Raw genomic sequence first — 23,538 nt, 5'->3', positions numbered from 1 at the left:
GATGGCGCCGCTGCTCGACGTCGACTCCCTCGCCGTGACCCTGCCCGGCCCGCGCGGGCCGCTGCCGATCCTGCACGACGTGTCGCTCACCGTCGACGAGGGCGAACTCGTCGGCATCGCCGGGGAGAGCGGCTGCGGTAAGAGCCTCACCGCACAGACCCTGCTCGGTCTGCTGCCGGCGGGAGCCAAGGTCACCGGAACGGCGCGGTTCGCCGGCACCGATCTGCTCGGCCTGGACAACAATGGCTGGCAGCGGATCCGGGGCGCGGGCATCGCCATGGTCTTCCAGGACCCGACCGCCGCCCTGCACCCGATGCTCACCGTCGGCCGTCAGCTCACCGAACACATGCGGGTGCACCTGCGACTGGACCGACGGTCCGCGACCCGCCGGGCGGTGGAACTGCTCGATCAGGTCAGGATCCCCGACCCCGAGCGTGCCCTGCGCGCCTATCCGCACCAGTTCTCCGGCGGCATGCGGCAACGGGCGGCCATCGCCATCGCCCTGGCCGCCCGGCCCCGACTGCTGATCGCCGACGAACCGACCACCGCGCTCGACGTCACCGTGCAGGCCGGCATCCTCGCCCTGCTCGACCGGCTGCGTGCCGAGACCGGGCTGGCCGTCGCCTTCATCACCCACGACCTGGGGGTGCTCAGCGCGTTGACCACCCGTGGCTACGTCTTCTACGCCGGTCGCGTGGTGGAGACCGGCCCCACCGGGGCGCTGCTCACCGCACCCACCCACCCGTACACTGCGGCGCTGCTCGGCGCCCGGCCACACGGCACCCAGGCCGTCGGCACGCTACGGCCCATCCCCGGCGCCCCGCCGGCGCCGGGTGAGGCACCGCCCGGCTGCCCGTTCCAACCCCGCTGCGGGTACGCCGAGCCGGCCTGCGGCACCGTGCCACCGCCCCTGGCTCCGGTGGCTGCCGACCGGTCGGTTGCCTGTGTGGTCCGCCCGCACCTGGAGGTGACAGCCCGATGACCGGCCTGCTGGACATCAGCGACGTCGAGGTCGAGTACCGCTCGCGGGGACGCGGCCGGGTGCTCGCGGTCGCCGGGGTCAGCCTGGACGTGGCGGCCGGGCAGATCGTCGGCCTGGTCGGCGAGTCCGGCTGCGGCAAGTCGTCACTGGCCCGGGTGGCCGTGGGGTTGACCCCGCCGAGCGCCGGTGTGGTCCGCTTCGCCGGGCAGCCGGTCACCCCGCTGGGCTGGCGGCGCCGGCCGGACACCGAGATCGGCCTGCAGATGGTCTTCCAGAACCCGTACGCCTCGCTGAACCCCAGGCGCACCATCGGCGCGCAACTGCTCGACGGCGTCCCGGCGACGGTGACCGGCGCGGCCCGCCGCGACCGGGTGCGCGAGCTGCTGGACCGGGTCGGCATGCCGACCACCGCCGCCGAGCGGTACCCGCACCAGTTCTCCGGCGGCCAGCGGCAACGCCTCGCCATCGCTCGGGCACTCGCCCCGCAACCCCGCATGATCATCGCCGACGAACCGGTGACCGCGCTGGACGCCTCGTCCCAGGCACAGGTGGTCAACCTGCTCGTCGGCCTGGTCCGCGATCTCGACATGGGCATGCTGTTCATCTCCCACGACCTCGCCCTCGTACACGAGATCGCCGACATCACCGCCGTGATGTACCTCGGCCGCATCGTGGAGAGCGCGCCCACCCGGGAGCTGTGGCGGAACCCGCGACACCCCTACACCCGGGCGCTCATCGACGCGGTGCCCCGCATCGGCCCCACCCCACGGTTGCCCGCCACCCTGGCCGGTGAGGTGCCCGATCCCGCCAACGCCCCCACCGGCTGCCGGTTCCGGCCGCGCTGCCCACACGCCTTCGCCCCCTGCGACGACCAACCACCCACCCTCGACCTCGGCGGACGCAGCGCCGCCTGTTGGCTCAACGACCCCACGGTGGCCCCGGCCACCGTGCCCGCGAACTGAGGACGCCGTCAATGCACACCGCAACCGAACAGGTCCTGGTCAACCTCGCGCTCTACGACGGCGTCGCCGACCACCTCCAGCCCGACCGGGGTGTCTGGGTCGGCGCCGACGGGATGATCAAGGCCGTGGCAGCCGTCGACGACGTGCTCGCCGAGGCCGGCGACGCCCGCGTGGTCGACCTCGGCGGCGACGTGGTGATGCCCGGCCTGACCAACATGCACGTGCACCTCTCCCTCGGGCTGCCCGGTCACCTCGCCGACACGGTGCACCGATCCAACCTGGCCGAACTGGTGCTGCTGATGGCCGACTCGGCCCGACGCACCCTGCACGCCGGGGTGACCACCGCCCGGCTGGTCGGCGAGGGGCGCTACGCCGACTTCGCGCTGCGCCGGGGCATCGAGGCCGGCGCGGTGGACGGCCCCCGGATCTTCACCGCCGGACACGCGCTGTGCTGCACCGGCGGTCACGGCTGGGAGGCCGACGCCCTGGAGGCCGACGGCGCCGACGGCTTCCGGCGGCTCACCCGGGCCCAGATCCGGGCCGGCGCCGATTTGATCAAAGTCTGCATCTCCGGCGGGATCGCCGGTCAGTTCGAGGCGATCGACACCCCGCAGCTGCTCGACGACGAGATGGCCGCCGTCATCCGGGTCGCCCACGACTGGGGGCGCAAGGTCACCGCGCACGCCGGCCCGGCCGACACCGTACGCCGGGCCGTCGAACTCGGCCTCGACTGCGTCGAACACGGCTACGAGCTGACCGACGAGGTCACCCGCCTGATGGCCGACCGGGGCGTCTGGTACGTGCCCACAATCGTGGTGAGCCGCTGCGAACAGTTCTTCCGTGACTCCGCAGTGCCCGGCTGGTTGATGGACCGGGCCCTGGCCGCCGGCCCCCGGCACTGGGAGAGCCTCCAGCACGCCATCCGCAACGGGGTGCCGATCGCACTGGGCAGCGACATGCCGCCGCACGCGGGCTACGACGAGACCAGCGCGACCGTGCGTGAGCTGGAGTTCATGGTGGACGCCGGGATGCCGGTCGCCGACGCGTTGAAGGCCGCCACCATCCGTCCCGCCGAATGGCTGGACCAGGCCGACACGCTCGGCAGCGTCGAGGCCGGCAAGCACGCCGACCTGCTGGTGCTGCGGGACGACCCGACCCGTTCCGTCTCCGCGTTGCGCACCCTGCACGGGGTCATGAAGGGCGGCGTGGTGTACCGCGACGACCACCACCGGCTCCGGACGCCCCGATGACCGGCGCGACCGCGCCGCGCGTCAGCGCCGTGGCCGACAAATACCTGCACGCCCTCGCCGCGCTCGACCCGCAGGCCGCCGAGGCAGCCGGGCGTACCCCCGAATGGCGGCTGGCCGACCTGTCGCCGGACGGGTTCGACGCCCGCGCCGAACTGACCCGCGCGACCGCGACCGCCCTGGCCGCCGCCACGGTGACCGGCCCGGCCGAGCGTGCCCTCGCCGGTGCCCTGGCGGACCGACTGGCCAGCGAGGTGGCGCTCCACGACGCCGGCTTCACCACCCGGCTGCTCGCCCCGCTGGCCACCCCGGTGCACCTGGCCAGGCAGGTCTTCGACAACCTGCCCCGGAGCACCGTCGACGACTGGGCCGTCGTCGCCGATCACCTGCACCGGCTGCCCACCACCCTGGACCAGTACACCGCGACGCTGCGCCGTTCCGCCCAGCGTGGTCAACTGGTCGCCCGCCGGCAGGTGCTGACCGTCGCCGCGCAGTGCACCGCCTGGGTCGACGCCGACTTCTTCGGCGGTCTCGTCGCCGGTCAACCGGCCGGGCCGCTCGCCGAGCGGTTGGTTGAGGGGGCGCGGCTGGCCACCGCTGCCACGGCGGAATTTGCCACGTTCCTGCGTACCGAACTGGCTCCCGCCGCGACCGAGGTGGACGGCGTGGGCCGCGACCTCTACCAGATCACCGCCCGCGCCTTCCTCGGCGCCACCGTCGACCTGGCCGAGTTGTACGCGTACGGCTGGGCGGAGCTGGCCCGCACCGCGGCCGAGCTGCGGGCGGCGGCGGCCGACTGCGGCCACCCGGACGTGGCCGCCGCCCGGACGGCGCTGGATGCCGACCCGGACGGGCGGGTGCCGGTCGGCCCTGCCCTGGAGGAGTGGCTGGCCAGGCGGACCGCACTGACCACCGAACTGCTCGACGGGACACACTTCGACATCCCCGCCGCCACCCGCCGGGTGGTGTGCCGGATCAGTCCCGCCACCTCCGGGGTCATGTACTACACCCCACCGGACGCGCAACTGACCCGCCCGGGCGGCATCTGGTGGTCGGTGCCGCCGGGCGAGTCGACGGTGCCGGTGTGGCGGCACGTCGGCACGCTCTGCCACGAAGGGCTGCCCGGTCACCACCTCCAGCACGCCATCACGCTCACCACCGCCGACCTGCACCCGTGGCAGCGCACGCTGTGCCACGTGCACGGGTACGCCGAGGGCTGGGCGCACTACGCCGAACGGCTCGCCGACGAACTCGGCCTCTACGCCGGCCCGGCGGAACGGCTCGGCATGCTGGACGGGCAGATGTGGCGGGCCGCCCGTGTGGTCATCGACCTCGGCCTGCACCTCGACCTGCCGATCCCGCCCGGCAACGGGTTCACCGACGCGCCCCGCTGGAGCCACGGTGTGGCCGTGGATCTGCTCACCCGGGTCGCCGGGCTGGACGCCGCCACCGCCCGGTTCGAAGTCGACCGCTATCTCGGCTGGCCGGCGCAGGCGCTCGCCTTCAAGGTCGGCGCGCGGCTGTGGCAGCAGACCCGCCAGGACGCCGAGCGTCGTGCCGGCCCGACCTTCGACCGCAAACAGTTCCACCACACGGCGCTGGCGCTCGGGCCGATGGGCCTGGATCCGCTGCGTGAGCGCCTCGCCGAGACGTTCCGACCCGCTGCCGCCTCCCTCGACCGGAAGTGACCCCGATGAGTATCGACGAACTCACCAGCACGATCACCGACATGTACCGATCACTGGGGGATCGGTCCGCCTTCGACGCCCACCTGCACCCCGACCTGACCATCTGGGAATCCGACGCCGACCGGCTGCTCACCGGGCTGGCTGCGCTGGACGTGCTGCGTGACCGCCGGGCTGCCGAGGCGACCGGACCGGCACCGGTCAGCGTGGCTCCGGAACAGCTGCACGCCGAGTCGTGGGACGACACCGGTCTGGTCCGGTACGTGCTGCGGGCCCGGCACGCCGCCGACCGACCGGACGTCTGCTTCCGGGTCACCGATGTGCTGCGGCGCGACGACGCGGGCTGGCGGATCGTGCACCACCACGCGGAGGCCGTGCGATGAGCGACGACCAGCCCACCACCGACGTCTACGACCTGCGGATCGTGGTGGAGCGGATCGAGGGACGCTCGGTGTGCGGCATGAAGCCGGGCGACCACGTCGACCTGACCGAGTCGTGCCGGTTGCGCATTCCCGAGGGCCAGCACTTCTGCCTGTACGCGCTCGCCGCGTGCCTGCCGCTGCTACCGGCCAAGCAGCGGGCCCTTGACGACGGCGACTGGATGGCCCGGGACAGCCACGTCGCCTGCCCCGACCCGGAGGAGCGGCTCATCATGCGCATCGAGCGCACCGAACGGCGGCAGATCCCCACCGAGGAGCTGACGTGACCCGCCTGGTGGGTGTCGGCCTCCAGTCGGACAAGTCCGCCGACGAGTACGCCGTGCTGGCCGAGCTGGCCGAACGGCACGGCTTCGACGTGCTGTCGGTCTTCGGCGACCTGATGTACCAGCCGCCGCTGTTTCCGCTGCTGGTGGCCGCCCGGCACACCCGCCGGATCCGGCTCGGCGCGGCCTGCCTCAACCCGTTCACCCTGCACCCGGTGGAGGTGGCCGGTCAGGTGGCCGCCCTCGACCTGGCCTCGCACGGCCGCGCGTACCTCGGCCTGGCCCGGGGCACCTGGCTGCAACAGGTCGGGGTGGCGCAGACCCGGCCACTGCGACGCATCGCCGAGACGGTGCAGATCGTCCGGCGGCTGCTCGCCGGTGACGACTGTGGTTTCGTCGGCCGTGAGTTCACCGTCGCGCCGGGTACCGCGCTGCGGTACACCCCGGCCCGGCCGGACGTGCCGGTGCTGGTGGGCACGTGGGGCCAGCAGACCGCCCGGTCCGCCGCCGCGTTCGCCGACGAGGTGAAGGTCGGCGGATCGGCGAATCCGGCGATGGCCAAGACGATGCGGGCGTGGCTGGACGAGGCGGCCTCGGGCCGGGACACCGGGGTGGTGCTCGGTGCGGTCACCGTGGTCGACACCGACGGTGCGCTGGCCCGACGGATGGCCCGCACCGAGGTCGCCATGTACCTCGCGGTGGTCGCCGCCCTCGACCCCACCGTCGAGGTCGACCCGGAACTGCTGGCCCGAATCCAGCAACACGTCACCCGCCGCGAGGACGACCTGGCCGGCGCACTGATCGGTGACGACCTGCTCGACCTGTTTGCGTTCTCCGGTACGCCCGAGCAGGTCGCCGCGCAGGCCGCGGCGGTCTTCGACGCCGGGGCGAGCCGGGTCGAGTTCGGCACCCCGCACGGCCTGACCCCGCAGCGCGGGATCGACCTGCTGGGTCGGCGGGTACTGCCGCTGCTGCGCGACTGACGGTCGGACGGGCCGGGTCAGCGTCGCCAGGCCGACCAGAGTTCGGCGTACCGGCCGCCGGCCGCGACCAGATCGTCCGGGGCGCCGAGTTCGACGATCCGGCCGTGCGCCATCACGGCGATCCGGTCGCAGGTGTGTGCCTGGCTGAGCCGGTGGGCGACCACGACGGCCGTGCGGCCCCGGATCAGGGCGGCGCTGGCCCGTTCGAGCTGTCGGGCCCCCGCGCTGCCGGCCTCGGCGCTGGCCTCGTCGAGGACGACGATCGGTGGGTCGAGCAGGGCGATCCGGGCCAGCGCCACCTGCTGCGCCTGACCGGCCGTGAGCGGGTGTTCGCCGTCGCCGACCCGAGTCGACAGCCCGTCGGGCAGGGCGTTGACCCAACCGTCGGCTTCGACCAGCCGCAAGGCGGCGTGCAGGTCGTCGTCCGAGGCGGCCGGAGCGGCCAGCCGCAGGTCGTCGGCGAGGGTGCCGGCGAAGACGTGGACCTCCTGGGTGACCACGCCGACGGTCCGGCGCAGCTCGGCCGGATCCAGCTCGCCGATCCGACGGTCACCCAACCACACCTCGCCCTCGGCGGCGGGGAAGACGCCACCGAGGATGGCCGCGAGGGTGGTCTTGCCGGCTCCGCTCTCGCCGACGATCGCCAACGACTGGCCCTCGGCGATCTCGATCGAGACGTCCTGCACGACGGCAGGGCCGCCGGGGTAGCGGTGCCACACCGACTTGGCGGTGATGCTCGTCGGCAGCCAACCGGAGATCGGCCCGGCCGGCCGCGTAGCGGGTACGTCGAGCCCGGAGATGCCGACGAGCCGCGCGAGCGCCGCCCCGGCCGACTGGATGTCGTTGAACGACATCAACAACAGGCCGAGCGGGCCGAAGAGTCGATGGAACAGCAGCGCCGCAGCGGTGACGTCGCCGACCGTGCTGTCGCCCGCGCGTACCAGCAGGAAGCCGGTGAGCAGCACGGCGGTCAGGCCGAGCGCCTCCGCGTAGTTCATCGTGTTCGCGAACCAGAGGAAGCCCCGCACCGCGCGCAGGCGCGCCACCACCGCGTGCCGGGAGGCCTGCTCGACCCGTCGGCTCTGGCGGTCCTGCATGCCGTACGCGTGCACCGTCCGGGCACCGGTGAAGGTGTTCAGCAGGCTCTGCGTACGCACCGCCGCGGCCTCCCGCTCGGCGGCGTACAGCCGCTTCGCCTGCGGCACGAAACGGCGCAGGCTCAGCACGTACACCGGGAAGACGACCAGGAACGCGGCGGCGATGCGCCAGTCGAGGGTCGCGAAACCGGCGAAGGTGATGACAACGGTGACCAGGGCGGTGAAGATCCCGGCCGCCAGCCGCACCGAGTCGGTCACCCGCTCCACGTCCTCGGTGACCCGGGAGGCCACGTCGCCGGAGCCGGCGCTCTCCAGCCGGGTCGCGTCCATCCGCAGCGCCCGGTCGAGCACCTCCTCGCGGAGGTCGGCGCAGGCACGCATGCCCCACTCGGTGACCAGCCAGTTGGCCGCGCCGGTGAGGATCGCGGCGGCCAGGCCCGCGCCGAGGATCAACGCCGAGGTCAGCAGCAGCGAGCCGACGGTGCCACCGGCCACCACCAGGTCGACCAGCCGGCCCAGCAGGATCGGCACGACGACGGCCGCGACGCTGGCCGCCGTGGCCGCCGCCACCGATGCCCAGGCGAGCAGCGGATAGCGCCGCAGAGCCCGCCAGAAGGCGGTGAGCGTCACCCGGCCGCTCGCGACCGGCAGAATCGTCGCTCCCGGGGTCATCGCAGCACCACCTCCGCGTACGACGAGTCGGCGAGCAGGTCGCGGTGACGCCCCACGGCCGCCAACCGACCGGCGCGGAGAAAGACGACCCGGTCGCACCGGTCGAGCAGCGGTGCGCTGGTGGTGATGAGGACGGTCGCCCGGTCGTCGGTGGCCCGGTAGGCGCGGATGCCGTCGGCGATGGCGTGCTCGGTGACCGCGTCGATCGCCGTGGTCGGGTCGCGGAAGACGGTGACCGGCCGGTCGGCCAGCAGCGCGCGGGTCAGGGCGAGGCGCTGCCGCTGGCCACCGGAGAGGTTCAGGCCGTGATCGACGAGTCCACGGTCGAATCCGGCGTCATCGGCGAGCAGGTCACCGACGGCGGCCGAGGCCATGGCGGCGCGCAGGGCGGCGTCGTCCCGGTCGTCGCCGGTCTGGAGCACCTCCCGCAGCGTGGCACCGAACAGGTCCACGCCGTGCGGTTCGACAAGCACGGTTCGCCGCAACGAGGCGAGGTCCAGCTCCCGCATCGGCGTGCCGGCCAGCCGCACCTCACCCCGGTCCGGCGGCCGTGCCCCCGCGAGCAACTCGGTCAGGTCGTCCGCCGTGCTGGTCTCCGCGGTGACGATGCCGAGCAGCTCACCGGGGGCCACGGCGAGGTCGACGCCGGCCAGGCCCGGCGCGTGCACCGTGTCGAGTCTCAACGTCCCCGGCTCGGCCGTCCGCGTCCCGGAGGGCACCCGCTCCGGGGCGGCGAGCACCTCGGCCACGCGGGCCGCGCTGGCCCGCGCCGTCGCCAGCCGGAAGACGCAGTCGGCGAGGTTGAGCACCGGATCGGTGAGGAAGGTGGCCAGCCCGACGATCGTGATGAGCTGCCCGACCGTGATCCGCCCGTCCAGGGCGTACCAGCCAGCCAGCGCGGCCACGGCGGTGATCAGCAGGCCGGTCGTGAAGGTGGACGCGCCGACGAACGTGGCGCCCGCCTTGACCGTCCCGATGCCGGCACGCAGCGACGTACGGCTGGCCGTGCGGTAACGGCCGACGGCCTCGTCGACCCCACCGAAGCCACGCAGCGGTCGCAGCCCACGCAGCAGGTCCGACGCCGTGGCGGCGGCCCGACCGACCGCCTGCTGCTGCGCGGACGTGCGGCGGCCCACGACCGGCCCCAGCGCGTTGAGCCCGAGCACCAGGAGCGGCACGCCCACCACCAGTCCGAGCCCGAGCGACCAGTCGATCCGCAGCAGCACGACCGTCGACACCGTCAGCCCGACCAGCGCGCTCACCCCCCGGGTGCCCAGTTCGAGCAGCTCAGCGGCGGACTGCGTGTCGGAGGTCGCGATCGAGAGCAGTTCCCCGCTCTGGCGGCTGGTCCGGACGCCCTGACCGCCGACGACCCGTCGGACCACCCGCATCCGCAGCTCGTGCGACTCCTCGGTGACCGCCCGGGACAGGAACCAGAAGCCCGACCGCCAGCCCATGGTGAGGGCGGTGAACAACGCGAAGATGCCCAGCACGGACCAGGCCATCGCCGAGGTCGACCCGGTTCCGACGGCCTGGTCGATGACCAGGCCGATGGCCACCGGAACGAGAGCCTCACACAGCTGGTGCAGTGACCAGAACGCGGCGCACAGGGCGGTGTCGCGACGCTGCCGCCAGAACATCCGGCGGATCAGTCGCCCCGTGGTCTGTGTCATGCCCCCGCCTCACGTTCGATGAGTTAGGGCAGGCTAACCTGCCGTACTCGCCGAATGCCATTCGCGGGTGCGCCGTGCTGGCCAGGTCTCAGTCCTCGGCGTGCGGAAGCGGTGGCCGGTCGAGCCCGGCCCACGAGCGCAGCAGCCGACCGCCGATGGAGTCGACCGGTCCCGAGCCGGGACCGTTGCGGACGCGTTCGACGATCTCGGCCCGGGTGAACCACCGGGCCTCCGACAGTTCGCGTCCGTCCACGGCGATCGTCTCCTCGATGGCCCGGGCGACGAAGCCGACCATGAGACCGGCCGGAAACGGCCATCCCTGGGAACCCTGGTAGGTGACCGCACCGACCGTCACGCCGGCTTCCTCACCGACCTCGCGACGGACGGCGCCCTCCAGGCTCTCGCCGATCTCGACGAAGCCGGCGAGCAGCGAGAAGCCGTCCGGGTCGGCACCGTGATGGCGGGCCAGCAGGCAGCGTGGCTGCGGATCGGGGGATTCCACAAGCACGATGACGGCGGGTTCGATCCGGGGGAACAACTGCCGACCGCAGTCGGGGCCCTGGCAGATCCGCAGGTGACCGGCGTCGGCGCTGGCCGTGGTCGCGCCGCAGGTACCGCAGTGTCTGGCGTGCCGGTTCCAGTAGAGCAGGCCGCGCGCGTACGCCAGGGTCGCGGCGAGTGGGCCGGGCAGGGTGGTGGCCAGCCCGCGCAGGTCGGTGCTGCGGTGCGCAGTAGCCAGGCGCAGCGCCTCGGTCTCCTCGACGTCGCTGAGATCGGCGGTGAAACTCGCTGTGGTGCCGTCGAGGCCGAGCAGAGCGGTCTGACCGGCCACCGCCACCAGGGTTCGGGCGGGCGCACCGGTGAGCCGCACCGGTCTGCCGTCGGCCGTGAGCAGCGGCCGGTCGCGCCACATCGGCAGCACCTGGCTGTCGTCGCGGTCGAGCAGGTCGGCAACCCGGGCCGGGTCGACGCGTAGGCTCGCCGCCCGGTCGTGCGGTGTCGCGGTGTACGCGAGCCCGTGGAACACCATGTCGTTGATCGTGCCTGACGCGCCCGGTGGCCCCATCGGCACCCCGACTCGGCGACCGCCGTCGCGATGCCTTGACAGCGACGTCCTGGTTCACCAACCTGTCGTATAGTCCTACTGTCGTAGGACAAGCCGTAAGGGTTGGTCGGGAGGAGCGTGTTGATCGAGTTCGTGCTGGACGGCCGGTCCAAGGTGAACACCTACGTACAGCTGGTTCAGCAGGTCAAACAGGCGTTGCGGGTGGGGTTGCTGGCGCCCGGCGACCAGCTGCCGAAGGTCCGCGAGGTGGCGCAGTCATTGGCGATTAACCCCAACACGGTGCTCAAGGCGTACCGCGAGTTGGAGATCGAAGGACTGGCGGAGGGGCGGCCCGGTGTCGGCACGTTCATCACCGCGTCACTGCATCGCGAGGCCCTGGTCAACCAGGCCGAGCTGCGCGCCGAGCTGGTCGACTGGGTGCGTCGGGCGCAGGCGGTGGGGCTCACGGCCGAGGAGGTAACCGCCCTGGTGGCGACGACGATGCGGGCCACTTTTCCCGCCTCGGTGACGAAGGAATCTGCGTGAGAGGAAGCGGTATGGAGCTGGTGCTGGAGGCCGACGGGCTCGGCAGGAGATATGGCGGCACCTGGGCGCTGCGCGAGTGCTCGCTGCGGCTGCCGGCTGGACGAGTCGCCGCGCTCGTCGGGCCCAACGGGGCCGGCAAGAGCACGTTGCTGCACCTGGTGGTGGGCCTGTCCCGGCCGGACGCCGGCGAGGTACGGGTCTTCGGTCACGTGCCGTACGGCAACACGGAGTTGCTGGCGGAAATCGGATTCGTCGCGCAGGACACCCCGATCTATCGGGACCTCACGCCGGAAGAACTGGTCATCATGGGCGGCAAGCTCAACCGACGGTGGGACCCGACCCTGGTGCGGACCCGGCTCGCGCAACTGGGCATTCCGCCCGGTCGCCCGGTAGGCAAGCTCTCCGGTGGTCAACGTGCCCAGGTGGCGCTCGCCCTCGCGCTGGCCAAGCGGCCCCGGCTGCTGCTGCTCGACGAGCCTGTGGCCAGCCTGGATCCGCTCGCCCGCCGCGAGTTCATGCAGTCACTGATGGGCAGCGTCGCCGAGTCCGGCACCACGGTGCTGCTCTCCTCGCACATCCTCGGCGACCTCGAACGGGTCTGCGACTACCTCATCGTGCTGCACTCTGCCGAGGTCAAACTCGCCGGCCCGGTGGAGGAGCTGCTCGAAGGCCACCGGCAGCTCAGCGGGCCGCGCGCGGCAGGTGCGCGTCCGATCGCCGGGGTGGCGGCGGTGGTCCGGGCCAGTCACACCGACCGGCAGTCGACCCTGCTGGTTCGAGCCGACGGAGACCCCATCGACCCGGAGTGGACGGTCCGCGACGTCACCCTGGAGGACCTGATCCTGGCCTATCTCACCGACGACACGGTGACGCGGGGCAGCCACGAGGCGTGGGGGGTTCCGGCATGATGTGGGTCGCCTGGCGCCAGCACCGCAGGCAGGCGCTGGTCACGCTGATCGGGCTCGCCGTCCTGGCCGCCGTGCTGGTCCCGACGGGGCTGGCGATCCGGGGCAGGTTCGCCGAACTCGGCCTGCCGCAGTGCCTGCGCCAGGACACCGAGACGGCTGAGTGCGTCCGGGCCTTCAACCAGTTCAACAGCCAGCACGACACGGCGCTCCTGGTCGGCATCCTCTTCCTCGTCCTGCCGCTGCTGGTCGGGCTCTTCTGGGGCGCGCCGCTGGTCTCCCGGGAGGTCGAGCAGGGCACCCACCGGTTCGTCTGGACGCAGGGGGTCAGCCGAACGCGGTGGGCGGCGACCAAGTTCGGGCTTGTCGGTGCGCTCACGCTGGGCGCGGCCGTCGTGTACGGGCTGGGCATGGCGTGGTGGCTGTCCCCGCTGGTAGCGGGCGGTGGTCGGAGCCGCTTCGACGTGCTCTTCTTCGACATGCAGGGCGTGGCACCGATCGGCTACACCCTCTTCGCGGTTGCGCTCGGCGTCTTCGCCGGCACCGTGTGGCCCCGCATGCTGCCGGCCATGGCGGTGACCCTGGCCGGGTTCGCCGCCGTACGCGTGGCGCTGACTGTCCTGGCCCGGCCGCACTACCTGCCGAGCCGTGAGCACGCCACGCCGCTCGTCTCCACCGCGGGCCTGGACGAGACCGCCCTGCGGGGTGCCTGGACCATCTCGAACGGCATCCGGGACGGCAGCGGAGCGATGGTGGCGCCGGGCGCCCAGGTCATCTGTCCACCGGGCGCCACCGCGCCGACGGGCGGGCAGTGTGGTGCCGAGTTCGGCGCGGGCGCGTACAACTGGGTGCTCTACCAGCCGGCCGACCGGTACTGGTTGTTCCAGGGCATCGAGACCGGAGTCTTCGTCGCCCTCGCAGCGATCCTGCTCTATCTCGCGGTGTGGCGGGTCCGTCGGATCGCCTGAGCACCCGGTCGGTGCCCCTCCTCGGGGGCATCGACCGGGGTGCTCAGGTGGACCGTGGGGTCAGGGCAGGATGGCGTCGACGTAACCGCCGTCCACCCGCACCGCCGCCCCGGTGGTGGCCGAGGCCAGCGGGGAGGCCAGGTAGACGACCAGGTTCGCGATCTCGGCCGGCTCGATGAGGCGTTGCAGCAGCGACTGCGGGCGGTGCCGGAGCATGAACTCCCGCTGCGCCACGTCCCACGGCAGGTCGTCAGCGACCAGCGAGCGGACGAACTGCTCCACCCCGCCGGTGTGGGTGGGCCCGGCGATGACGCTGTTCACGGTGACCCCCGACCCGGCGGCCTCCTTGGCGAAGCCCCGGGACACGCCCAGCAGGGCGGTCTTGGAAACCCCGTAGTGGATCATCTCGGCCGGGATCACCACCGCCGAGTCGCTGGCGATGTACTGGATCCGGCCCCAGCCGCGTTCGCGCATTGCCGGCAGGTACGCCCGGGTCAACCGGATCGCCGCCAGCACGTTCACCTCGAAGTACCGCCGCCAGTCGTCGTCGGTGATCTCCATTGCGGGCTGGGCACCGAAGATGCCGAGGTTGTTGACCAGGATGTCGACGTCGGGGAGAGCCTCGACGGCCGCGATCGCCCCGTCGGCCGTGGTCACGTCGGCCGGTACCGCGACGAAGTCACCCTCGCCCAGCTCGGCCAGGGCGCGGTTCACCGAGTCGGCGGAGCGTCCGTTGATTCCCACCCGGGCTCCGGCCGCGGCCAGCCCGACGGCGATGGCCCGGCCGATGCCCTGGGTCGAACCGGTGACGAGCGCGGTGCGGCCAGCAAGATCTATTCGCATACCGGCCATTCTGTCGAACCTAGCCGGCATTGACAGCTGGTCGTGCGCGTACCAGGCGTAGCCCATTCGAGCAGCGACGATGCCGGCCGGGCGGCGTCGGTGTCAGGCAACGCCGACACGGCAGGTCACGGTGGTCGCCCGGCACCGGACCACCAGTTGTCCGGTGCCGGGCGGGTCCGCCCGACGAGCTACTCGAGGTGCTGTTCGGCGACCGGGGCGAGCGGGTCAGCTCGCTGTGCAGGTCGGTGTGGGTGTGCTCGGCGTGCCGGTGGTGGCGCCGAGGAAACCGAACGAGGTGCTGGCGCCCGCGGCCAGGTTGCCGTTGTAGCTGACGTTGCGGGCGGTCACCGACGATCCCTGGCTGGTGACGGTCGCGTTCCACGCCTGGGTGACCGTCTGCCCGGCCGGGTTCGTCCAGGTCACGGTCCACCCGCTGATCGCCGAACCGCCCGCGGTGACCCGCACCTCGCCCTGGAAGCCGCCGGACCACTGGTTGGTCACCGTGTAGGTCGCCGTGCAGCCGCTACCGCTGGGCGGCGGCGTGGTGGGTGGTGGGCTGCTCGGCGGCGGCGTGGTGGGCGGCGGGGGAGTGGTCGGCGGGGGCGTGGTCGGCGGGGGCGTGGTTGACCCGCCCCAGCCGGCGGTCGAGTCCAGCCAGGCCGCGCGGCGCAGCATCCAGTCCCGCATGAACTGGACCTGCCCCTGCCAGGTCGGCGCGGTCGGCGTGATGAAGGGCCCGACGTTTCGGTTGCTCAGGTTGGGCCAACGCGCGAAGTTACGCTGCGCGGCGGCCGTCAGGGGTGCGCTGAGGCCGTCGATGCGGGACTGCAACGACGCGTCGGAGAGCGGGCCACGGCGCAGCGCCTGCCAGCGCACCCGCACCTCGTTGACGAACGCCGGATCGCGCATCAACTGCGTGTACCAGTCGTTGGCCACCGGCTGGCGGACCTGCTGGTACTGCCAACCGGCGGTCTGGTCGTTCTGGAAGAAGCCGCCCACGCCGAAGCTGAGGTCGTAGTCCCAGAGCGGCCCGGCGAAGATCTTGGTGTCGCGGTCCTTGTAGAAGTAGGCGCTGCGGATGTAGGAGTCCATCTCGCGACTCAGCTCGTTGATGATGAGCTGGTCGATGAAGGAACCCACGTCGATGTACGCCCGGTAGCCGCTCACCGGATCGGCGAAGTTCGGCGCCCGCAGCACGTTGTGGAACTCCTGGATGTGGTTACGCAACCAGTCGCGTTGCTCGGGCTGCAGCGGCGACGGGTCGGCGACCTCAAGGTAGTTCCAGCAACTCGCCGCCGGCCCGGTGCACGGCAGGGTCGGCTCCTCGGCGGCCATCCACTCGAACTTGAAGATGTAACCGCCGGTGATCTTCGGCAGGGTCCGGTCGTCCTCGCGGAGCTGCTTGAGGTCGAGACGGTCCTTCGAGTTCTTGATCGTCTCGACGAGCATGTAGACACCCATGTAGTCGTCGGAACCGACCGGCCCGGCGTCGGTGTTCAGGTAGAACTCCGCGAAGGCGTACCGGGGTGCCGGCAGGCCCATCTGCCGCCCGAGGTCGTAGACGAACGCCTCCCGGATCAGTGCCTTGTCGCTGAACGGTCCGCGCAGCACCCAGTCGGAGTCGGCCGGCATGCCGAGCACCGGGTAGTCGGCGTCGTCGTCCTCGTTGTCCCAGAATTCGAGCCGGAACGGCGTCTTGGCGAACATCGCCGACGACTGCCCGCGCAGTCGGAAACCGGCCCGGGTGGCCACGGTGGGTGCGGCGGCCAGGGAGGTGCTGCCGCCGCCGGGCTCGAAGATCATCGTGGTGGCGTCGAAGTACTCCCGGTCGGGCCGCCCGGCACCGTACGAGTCGATCAGGACGACCGGCAGGTCGTGTGTGGTGCTGGTGTTGCGCGCGACGTACATGGCGGTGCCGGGCGCACCCGAGGCGGTCTGCCCGACGAACGCCTGGGCCCGCAGTTGCGTCGTACGTGTGAAGCGCAGCGCCGCGCCGGAGTAGAGCGGCGACTGCGCGTCGGGCAGGCGTCCGTCGGTGGTGTAGCGGATCTGGGCACCGCTGACGGTGGTGCTCAGCGATACCGCGACCTCGCCGGAGAAGGTGCCGCTGGGCACGGAGAAGCCGATGTCGCCAACCAGGTCTTCGGCTGCCTCCGCAGCCGCGGCGGCGTCCGCGGCGGTGCGGGAACCGGCGGTCCGGTCAGCCGGGACGGTGGAACTGGACGTGCCGGCGAGGGGCTCGGCACCGGCTGGTGCCGGCGACGGGACGAGGAACGCGGTGACCAGCATGGCGACGGCCGCGATCCCCGCGATGCGCAGGGGTGCCGCCGAGGTGCCGACGCTGCGGTCGGTCAGACGCACGATGCCTCCTGAACGGGACGGTGGGTGGTGGCGGTCGGTGCCGTGCCCACCGACGGGGTGGTGCGGAAATGCCGGCGCAGTGTCCGGCGCCAGGGCGAGTCCGGCAGGTCCGGACGCAGCGCGGCCAGACCGGTGGCGTACTTGGAGATGCGGGCGGGCCGCAGCCCGCGCTGCCACAGCAGCCGGTCGGCGGGCGATGCGGCGGCGCTGGTCTTGGTCTCGACCACGGCCAGCTCCGGCAGGTGCAGTGAGGTGGCGCCGGCCTGCCAGGCGAGCCCGGTGTCGATGGTGACCCGGCTGGCGGTCGCCGGCAGTAGCAGCGTCGCCCGCCGGTAGCTGGTGACCAGCACCGGGTCGAGGGCGCTGCCGGCGGGCGGGCAGATCGCCTCCCGCGCGAGCGCCTCGTCGACGAATGCGCGGCCGGGAAGCACTGTCGTGCGGTCGTGCGGATCGTACGGCAGCCGGTGTTTGGTGATGCTGTCGCGCGCTCCGCTGATCTTGACTTCGAGCCAGCACTGGGCTGAGTCGAGGTAGGTGCGGGTGCGCACCTTGAAGCGGCGTCGCCGCCGGTAGGCCGCGCAGTGATAGCTGGCCAACCTCGGGGTGTCGAAGTAGACCGACTCGTAGCGGAAGCTCCGCGCGCCGTCGATCTCCAGCACCCGTGCGTGCGGAACGAGCTGCTCCAGCAGGTGTGGCAACCGGTCGAGCGGGACGAGGTACTTGCGGTCCACCCTGGTCTGCAAGGCGGCCCGGTCGATGAGTTCGGTCAGCCCGATGGTGTCCATGGCCGCCAGGGGCGCGGTGATCGGCTGGATGCTCATCGGGCCGCTCCCGCCTTGGCCGGCGTCGCGGTGGCTCTGGTCGTCTGGCCCTTGACCGAGTAGCGGACGTCGACGACGGTGGTCTCGTTGACCAGATCGAGTCGCTGCACGGTGGCGACGTGCACGCGTGCGCCGAGCAGTTGCTCCAGTTGAGCCACGAGGGTCACGTGGTCGGTCACGGCCGAGTCGAGCACCATGATCTGGTGCCGGTAGTGGCGGAGCAGCCGGGGATGGTCGCCCAGGAACATCACCACGAGGATGAGGCCCATCAGCCCGGCGCTGAGCCAGACCGAGGTGGTGCTCAACGCGCCGAGGATGCCCAGGGCCAGCGCTGAGAAGTAGTACGCGACCTCGTGCTGGTCGAGCTCCGTCGACCGCAGGCGGATGATCGACAGTACGCCGAACAGCGCCAGCCCGAGCCCGAGCCCCGCGCCGACGTTGCTGGCGCTGAGCGCGCTGGCCACCGCGAGGACACCGACGTTGACGCCGAGGTAGGCGACCACGAGATCCCGGCGGCGGTGTCTCGGGAAGTAGAGCCCGAAGACGAGCAGCACCACCGCGCCGATGTCGATCGCGAACAGGATGAGCTGCGACATCTGGTGTCTTCCTCCTGGGTCGCTGTCGCGCCGGCCCCGTCTCATCTCGTCGGCACGAGCTGCGGTCAGGCAACCGAACGCAACCGAAAGTCTCGGTAAACTTGCGGGAACTATTCCGGGAATAGTAATGGGACGCATCGAACCGGGTCAATGGCAATGTTGTGCCAACCTGGACTTTTGGCGCGCGTCAGGCGCATCCGTGATCGTCCGGCTCGGGCCGGTCGGCTGGTCAGGGCGCGGTTCGCGCGCGAGTGGACCAGTCGTGGACCGGTGGTGAACCCAGGGTAGACAACCCCAGTCGGCTGTCGCTCGCCGCGACTACGGCCGGCCGGGGTTGGTTTGTGGTGTGGACTTCCCGCTCCGGCCGTGATCGTCCTCGTGGGCCACCCCAGCGCGCCTGATGTCGGCGCGCTGATGCGCGCCCGACCGCCGTTCAGCGCCGATAATCACCGAAACTATATTGACACGTTTCGTTTCCCGGCTCGAAACTTACCCTCAGATAGCGATCGATGCTGCTCGATCAATGTCGGTCTCGGCGTCTGCCCGGAAGGGGACTGGAGTGACAGCGAAGGTTGGCCGCCCACGGGACCGTTCGGTGGTCGTCGTACTGGCGGTGGCGGCGCTCGCCCTCGCCCTCGCCGCGACGACACTGACGGTGGCGGAGATGGGCGTGGCCCGGGCCGCCGACGGCCTCGCGGTCGTCTCCTCGGTGGAGGACGACGGCGTCGACTGCCCGACGCCGAATCCGGGAACGATTTCGGCGAACCCCAGGCTGCCCGACCCCTTCCGGCGCCTCGACGGGAGCCGGATCTCGGCCAAGTCGGACTGGCGTTGTCAGCGAGCCCAGACCAAGCAGCTCGCGCAGCGGTACGTCTACGGTGAGAAGCCGGCGAAACCGCAGACCGTCAGCGGTACGGTCTCGAACACCAGCATCACCGTGAACGTGGCGCACAACGGCCGTACTGCCAGCTTCTCCGCGAGCGTGCAACTGCCCAGCGGCGGCAGTGGGCCGTATCCGGCCGTCGTGGTGCTCGGTGGGTTCGGGGCGGACACCGCCACCATCCGGTCCGCCGGTGCCGCCGTGATCAGCTATGACCCGCTCGCGGTGGGGCGGGAGGGCACTCCCCGCAACAACAAGCAGGGCGCCTTCTACAGCATCTACGGTTCGTCGAGCAGCAGCGGACTGTTGGTTGCCTGGGCCTGGGGCGTCAGCCGGATCATCGACGTCATCGAGCAGTCGGGCGGAAACATCCTCCGCGCGGACGCGACCGGCGTCACGGGGTGCTCCCGTTACGGCAAGGGCGCCTTCGTGACGGGCGCTTTCGACCAGCGCATCGCCCTGACCATGCCTATCGAGTCGGGCAGCGCCGGCTCGCCGATCTTCCGGGGCATCCCCGGCGAGTCCGGTGCCCAACCGCTGAGCAGCGCGTACGGCGAGCAGCCATGGCTCGGTGACGCCTTCGGCTCGTACACCGGCAACCCGGCGAACCTGCCGATCGACACCCACCAGACCGTGGCCATGGTGGCTCCGCGTGGACTGCTCATCATGGACAACCCGCACATCGACTGGCTGGCCGCCCGCTCCTCGAGTGTCGCCGCGCTGGCCGGAGCGGAGGTCTACCGGGCACTCGGCGTGGGTGACAACATCAGCTACTGGTCCGACGTCCAGGACGGCACGCACTGCGCCTCCCGGTCGGAGTGGCGTACCCCGTTGCAGCAGAACATCCAGAAGTTCCTGCTCAACACGGGCAGCTCCACGGGCGTGTTCCGGATCTCCAGCCGAAAGGCCGGCAACCTCTCCGAGTGGCGGGATTGGCAGACGCCGACCCTCGCCGACGGCCCGACCACGCCGCCGACGACGCCTCCCACCACGCCTCCGACGACCCCGCCGACGACGCCTCCCACCACGCCTCCCACCACCCCGCCGACGACGCCTCCCACCACGCCACCGGCGAGCGGTGCCTGCTCGGCCTCGGTGTCCGTCAATCAGTGGACGGGTGGCTTCGTTGCCACAGTCCGGGTCACCGCCGGCTCGGCCGCGCTCAACGGCTGGGCGGTCACCATGACGCTGCCCTCCGGTGCCAGCGTCACCAACTCCTGGAACGCCCAGCGCAGTGGCTCCAGTGGAGCGGTCACCTTCAGCAATGTCAGCTACAACGGGTCCGTCGCCGCCGGGCAGTCCACCGAGTTCGGTTTCCAGGGCACCGGCACCGGCACCGGGATGACTCCCACCTGCGCCGCCCGGTAGCTTCCGACGCTGCGCGCCGAGCGCCTGGGCATGGCGGCGAACGCCGTCATGCCCAGTGACGCTTCGAAACTTCCGGTGGAACTTCCGGAAATCATTGACGTGCGTGAAATCTCGCTGCAATACTTCGGCCCAGTAAGGCCGATGCGATCCCTTTGGCCGAGGTGCGCACGGTCCACCCTTTCCGCAACCATACGTCCGGATTCATGCTGCCCCCATCGGGCCACCGGACCCGGAAGGAGCGTCATGGCCAACTCTTCCCGAGCACCTGGACGGTCGAGGCGACTGCGCGCCGCGCTCGTTGTCTCCGCCGCCGTCGGCCTGCTCGCCACCGCGGGCGCCGTGGTCCTGCCCGGCAGCGCCAGCGCCGCGAGCACCCTTGGTGCTTCGGCGGCTGAAAGCGGTCGTTACTTCGGCACCGCCGTCGCGGTGAGCAGGCTCAACGACTCGGCCTACACGACCATCCTGAACCGCGAGTTCAACCAGGTCACCGCCGAGAACGAAATGAAGATCGACGCGCTCCAGCCGAACCAGGGGCAGTTCAACTACGGCAACGCCGACCGGTTGGTCCAACACGCCCGCAGCCAGGGCATGCTGGTCCGGGGACACACTCTGGCGTGGCACTCCCAGCAGCCTGGCTGGATGCAGAACATGTCCGGCACCACGCTGCGCAACGCCATGCTCAACCACGTGACCCAGGTCGCCACCCACTTCCGGGGCCAGATCGAGTGGTGGGACGTGGTGAACGAGGCGTTCCAGGACGGGTCGAGCGGCGCTCGCCGTGACTCGAACCTCCAGCGCACCGGCAACGACTGGATCGAGGCCGCCTTCCGCGCTGCCCGGCAGGCCGACCCGAACGCCGACCTGTGCTACAACGACTACAACATCGACAACTGGAACGACGCGAAGACCCAGGCCGTCTACCGGATGGTCCAGGACTTCAAGAGCCGTGGCGTGCCCATCGACTGCGTCGGCCTCCAGTCGCACTTCACCGGTGGCTCGAACTACCCGAGCAACTACCGCACGACCCTGTCCAGCTTCGCCGCCCTCGGCGTCGACGTGCACATCACCGAGCTGGACATCCGCAACGCCCCGACCGACGCGTACCGCAACGTGGTGAACGACTGCCTCGCTGTCGCGCGCTGCAAGGGCATCACCGTCTGGGGCATCCGCGACTCCGACTCGTGGCGCTCCAGCGAGAACCCGCTGCTGTTCAACGGCAGTGGCCAGAAGAAGCCGGCGTACGACGCCGTGCTCACCGCGCTGAACAACGGCACTCCGCCCACCGGTAACCCGACGACCCCGCCGCCCACCGGCAACCCGACCACTCCGCCGCCCGGTGGCGGGTGCACCGCGACGGTGACGCCCGGCCAGGTCTGGGGTGACCGCTACAACACCTCCGTGACGGTCAATGGGGCAAGCACCTGGTCGGTGGTCGTCGCCATCACCCCGCCGCAGCGGATCTCCGCCACCTGGAGTGGCAGCCCCACCTGGGACAGCAGCGGCAACGTGATGACGATGCGCTCCAACGGCAGCGGCAACACGTTCGGCTTCACCACGATGATGAACGGCAACTCCAGCGCCCGACCGCAGATCAGGTCCTGCACCGCAGGCTGACCGGGCCGAACCACGCCGGCCGTGCGGGGCTCGCCCCCGCACGGCCGGTCCTCGTTCGTGACGAAAGACGTCGTCCAAGCGTCACGGGCCCGCCCGGGCCGGGGGACGGGTCAGCCGTAGCCGATCGATTCGGTGATCGCCGAGTAGGCCGGCTGACTGATTCCGGTGGCGCTTGTCGCGACGACCCGTACCCGCAGCCGACTGCCGGCGTCGGCCTCGGTGACTCGGTACGTCCTGCCGACGGCGTCCGGAATCGACACGCAGACCGGTTCGGAGTGGTGGCAGCGTTGCCACTGGAAGGCGTACACCAGGTTCCGCTGAAACGGCCAGACCCCGGGCGTGGCGCTACCCACCGATCCGTAGGGGTCAATCGGGCTGTCTAGTCCGCCCAGTTGCGGCGGGATCGCGTTGAACGGCACCGGAGCCGACTGGTACGCGCCCGGGTCACAGCCGCCGGCCAGCGAACTACGGCGGCTCTGGCCGTGCTGGTCGGCGCCGTCGCAGAGCGGGTCGCCGGCCGGGATGCTGCCGCGGATCGTGCTCGCCACGCCGAGCGCGTGCGTCGGGGTCGTGCCGGTGGCCAGCTCCGCGACGGGGCGCAGGTCGATGTCGACCGCCGCCACCTGCCGGCCACAACTACCGTCGGCGCTGACGTTCTGGTTGGCCAGGTCGATGGCGGGCGAGTGGATCAGCACGCAGTCTCCGCCGGCATTGCCGGTGAACAGGGACGCGGTGATGTCATGTGCATGTTTCGGATCGCCGGAGGTCACCAGCGCCGCTGGCCCCTGGTTGCCGGCGATCGTGGTGTGCCGCAGTCGCAGGTCCCCGTGCGCGACGAGGATTCCGCTCGCGCTGGTACCGGCCATGTTGCCGGTGATCGTGGAGTCCGTGATCCGCGTCGCCGAGAAGACCGCGTAGATGCCGCCACCTGCGACGGCGGCGCGGTTGCCGCCAACCGTGGACCTCTCCAGAGTCAACCCGTGGAACCGCGAGAAGATACCGCCACCACCGGACCGAGCGCTGTTTCCGCTGATGATGCTTCCGCTGACCTTGGTGGTGGCGTAGGCCGCGATCCCGCCGCCGACCTCACCCGCGTTGTGCCACAGCCGAACCTGCCGCACGGTCAGCGGTGCCGCACTGGTGATTCCGCCGCCGTCGAGGGCACCCTCGCCGACACCGTTGACGATGCTGAGGTCCGCCACCTCGAGTGCGCCGCCGTCCCACGAGTCCACCACAGTGGCGCGCTGGCGTCCGTTCAGGACGGTGACGTCCATGCCGGCACCGATCAGACTGACCGCGAGGCCGTCCGGGACGATGATGTTCTCGTCGTACCAGCCGGGCCCGATCCGGACCGTGCCGCCGGAGGCGACCCGGCCCACGGCATGGCTGACGGTGCGGCAGGGGGCGGCCGAGGCACCGCATTCCGCGGAATCGGTACCGCTGAGGGTGACGGCCACCTCGGCGAGCAGCCCGTCGGCGTACGTCGGTGCCGGCATGGCGGGCAGCCCGGCGGCGACCGCCACGACGAGGGAAACCGTGATTGGTGTGCCGGACATACCAGCCATGCTGGACCTCTCGACAGGGCGA

20 protein-coding genes and 1 pseudogene are annotated in these 23,538 nt (G+C 71.4%); 12 read left to right on the top strand and 9 right to left on the bottom strand.

The features are described 5' to 3' along the window. The first annotated feature begins 1 nt into the window (after position 1). From O7624_RS02160 to O7624_RS02130, 7 genes are read left to right on the top strand one after another with little or no spacing between them, the layout of a single operon-like run. The gene (locus O7624_RS02160) at positions 2–982 is read left to right on the top strand and encodes an ABC transporter ATP-binding protein (protein WP_093402126.1); all 981 of its coding nucleotides are present in this window, start codon (positions 2–4) and stop codon (positions 980–982) included. Continuing rightward, the gene (locus tag O7624_RS02155) at positions 979–1,944 is read left to right on the top strand and encodes an ABC transporter ATP-binding protein (protein ID WP_282238686.1); all 966 of its coding nucleotides are present in this window, start codon (positions 979–981) and stop codon (positions 1,942–1,944) included. Before O7624_RS02160 ends, O7624_RS02155 begins: the two co-directional genes overlap by 4 nt. An 11-nt stretch (positions 1,945–1,955) precedes the next feature. Next, the gene (locus O7624_RS02150; RefSeq protein WP_282238685.1) at positions 1,956–3,194 is read left to right on the top strand and encodes an amidohydrolase family protein; all 1,239 of its coding nucleotides are present in this window, start codon (positions 1,956–1,958) and stop codon (positions 3,192–3,194) included. Then, positions 3,191–4,879, top strand: a complete 1,689-nt coding sequence (locus O7624_RS02145; RefSeq protein WP_282238684.1) for a DUF885 domain-containing protein — start codon at positions 3,191–3,193, stop codon at positions 4,877–4,879. The genes O7624_RS02150 and O7624_RS02145 overlap by 4 nt, the downstream gene beginning before the upstream one ends. Before the next feature lie 5 nt (positions 4,880–4,884). After that, on the top strand, positions 4,885–5,259 hold the full coding sequence (locus tag O7624_RS02140) for a nuclear transport factor 2 family protein (protein WP_282238683.1): 375 nt from the start codon (positions 4,885–4,887) through the stop codon (positions 5,257–5,259). Further along, positions 5,256–5,582, top strand: coding sequence for a TIGR04076 family protein (locus tag O7624_RS02135; protein WP_282238682.1), 327 nt, complete (start codon positions 5,256–5,258; stop codon positions 5,580–5,582). Before O7624_RS02140 ends, O7624_RS02135 begins: the two co-directional genes overlap by 4 nt. Beyond that, on the top strand, positions 5,579–6,562 hold the full coding sequence (locus O7624_RS02130; protein WP_093402131.1) for an LLM class flavin-dependent oxidoreductase: 984 nt from the start codon (positions 5,579–5,581) through the stop codon (positions 6,560–6,562). The genes O7624_RS02135 and O7624_RS02130 overlap by 4 nt, the downstream gene beginning before the upstream one ends. 17 nt (positions 6,563–6,579) lie before the next feature. Here O7624_RS02130 and O7624_RS02125 read toward each other — a convergent pair whose 3' ends face one another. From O7624_RS02125 to nudC, 3 genes are all read right to left on the bottom strand, one after another. Next, the gene (locus tag O7624_RS02125; protein WP_282238681.1) at positions 6,580–8,331 is read right to left on the bottom strand and encodes an ABC transporter ATP-binding protein; all 1,752 of its coding nucleotides are present in this window, start codon (positions 8,329–8,331) and stop codon (positions 6,580–6,582) included. Continuing rightward, positions 8,328–10,004, bottom strand: a complete 1,677-nt coding sequence (locus O7624_RS02120) for an ABC transporter ATP-binding protein (RefSeq protein ID WP_282238680.1) — start codon at positions 10,002–10,004, stop codon at positions 8,328–8,330. The genes O7624_RS02125 and O7624_RS02120 overlap by 4 nt, the downstream gene beginning before the upstream one ends. Positions 10,005–10,092: 88 nt before the next feature. Beyond that, positions 10,093–11,034 carry an NAD(+) diphosphatase gene (nudC, locus tag O7624_RS02115; RefSeq protein ID WP_282238679.1) on the bottom strand — a complete coding sequence of 314 codons (942 nt, stop codon included), beginning with the start codon at positions 11,032–11,034 and terminating at the stop codon, positions 10,093–10,095. Positions 11,035–11,190: 156 nt separating this feature from the next. Between nudC and O7624_RS02110 the strand changes: the two genes are divergently transcribed. From O7624_RS02110 to O7624_RS02100, 3 genes are read left to right on the top strand one after another with little or no spacing between them, the layout of a single operon-like run. After that, positions 11,191–11,595 (top strand): GntR family transcriptional regulator, encoded by a 405-nt coding sequence (locus O7624_RS02110; protein WP_093402445.1) that lies wholly within the window; start codon positions 11,191–11,193, stop codon positions 11,593–11,595. Positions 11,596–11,606: 11 nt separating this feature from the next. Continuing rightward, positions 11,607–12,503 (top strand): ABC transporter ATP-binding protein, encoded by an 897-nt coding sequence (locus O7624_RS02105; protein ID WP_282240516.1) that lies wholly within the window; start codon positions 11,607–11,609, stop codon positions 12,501–12,503. Continuing rightward, a complete protein-coding gene (locus O7624_RS02100; protein ID WP_282238678.1) occupies positions 12,500–13,468 on the top strand; it encodes a transporter in 969 nt (322 codons plus the stop codon). The genes O7624_RS02105 and O7624_RS02100 overlap by 4 nt, the downstream gene beginning before the upstream one ends. 60 nt (positions 13,469–13,528) lie before the next feature. Here the strand turns inward: O7624_RS02100 and O7624_RS02095 are convergent, their stop codons facing one another. The 5 genes and pseudogenes from O7624_RS02095 to O7624_RS02075 form a co-directional block, all read right to left on the bottom strand. After that, entirely contained in the window at positions 13,529–14,311 is a 783-nt protein-coding gene (locus O7624_RS02095; RefSeq protein ID WP_282238677.1) for an SDR family oxidoreductase, read from the bottom strand. 225 nt (positions 14,312–14,536) lie between these two features. Next, on the bottom strand, positions 14,537–16,114 hold the full coding sequence (locus tag O7624_RS02090; protein ID WP_282240515.1) for a CotH kinase family protein: 1,578 nt from the start codon (positions 16,112–16,114) through the stop codon (positions 14,537–14,539). 117 nt (positions 16,115–16,231) lie between these two features. Beyond that, positions 16,232–16,600: pseudogene (locus tag O7624_RS02085) on the bottom strand (chitobiase/beta-hexosaminidase C-terminal domain-containing protein); the annotation flags it as partial. Positions 16,601–16,662: 62 nt separating this feature from the next. Next, positions 16,663–17,493 carry a polyphosphate polymerase domain-containing protein gene (locus tag O7624_RS02080; protein WP_282238676.1) on the bottom strand — a complete coding sequence of 277 codons (831 nt, stop codon included), beginning with the start codon at positions 17,491–17,493 and terminating at the stop codon, positions 16,663–16,665. Continuing rightward, a complete protein-coding gene (locus tag O7624_RS02075) occupies positions 17,490–18,089 on the bottom strand; it encodes a DUF4956 domain-containing protein (RefSeq protein WP_093402137.1) in 600 nt (199 codons plus the stop codon). The genes O7624_RS02080 and O7624_RS02075 overlap by 4 nt, the downstream gene beginning before the upstream one ends. A 664-nt stretch (positions 18,090–18,753) precedes the next feature. Between O7624_RS02075 and O7624_RS02070 the strand changes: the two genes are divergently transcribed. Continuing rightward, positions 18,754–20,337, top strand: coding sequence for a cellulose binding domain-containing protein (locus O7624_RS02070; protein ID WP_282240514.1), 1,584 nt, complete (start codon positions 18,754–18,756; stop codon positions 20,335–20,337). Between the two features lie 243 nt (positions 20,338–20,580). Then, positions 20,581–21,951, top strand: a complete 1,371-nt coding sequence (locus O7624_RS02065) for an endo-1,4-beta-xylanase (protein ID WP_093402138.1) — start codon at positions 20,581–20,583, stop codon at positions 21,949–21,951. 110 nt (positions 21,952–22,061) lie between these two features. Here the strand turns inward: O7624_RS02065 and O7624_RS02060 are convergent, their stop codons facing one another. Continuing rightward, positions 22,062–23,507 (bottom strand): right-handed parallel beta-helix repeat-containing protein, encoded by a 1,446-nt coding sequence (locus O7624_RS02060; protein ID WP_282238675.1) that lies wholly within the window; start codon positions 23,505–23,507, stop codon positions 22,062–22,064. Positions 23,508–23,538 lie beyond the last annotated feature (31 nt).

Source organism: Verrucosispora sp. WMMD1129 (genome assembly GCF_029581255.1).
Taxonomy (GTDB): domain Bacteria; phylum Actinomycetota; class Actinomycetes; order Mycobacteriales; family Micromonosporaceae; genus Micromonospora; species Micromonospora sediminimaris.
Note: the sequence above shows the minus strand (reverse complement) of the source record. Positions and strands in the feature narration are given on the sequence as shown.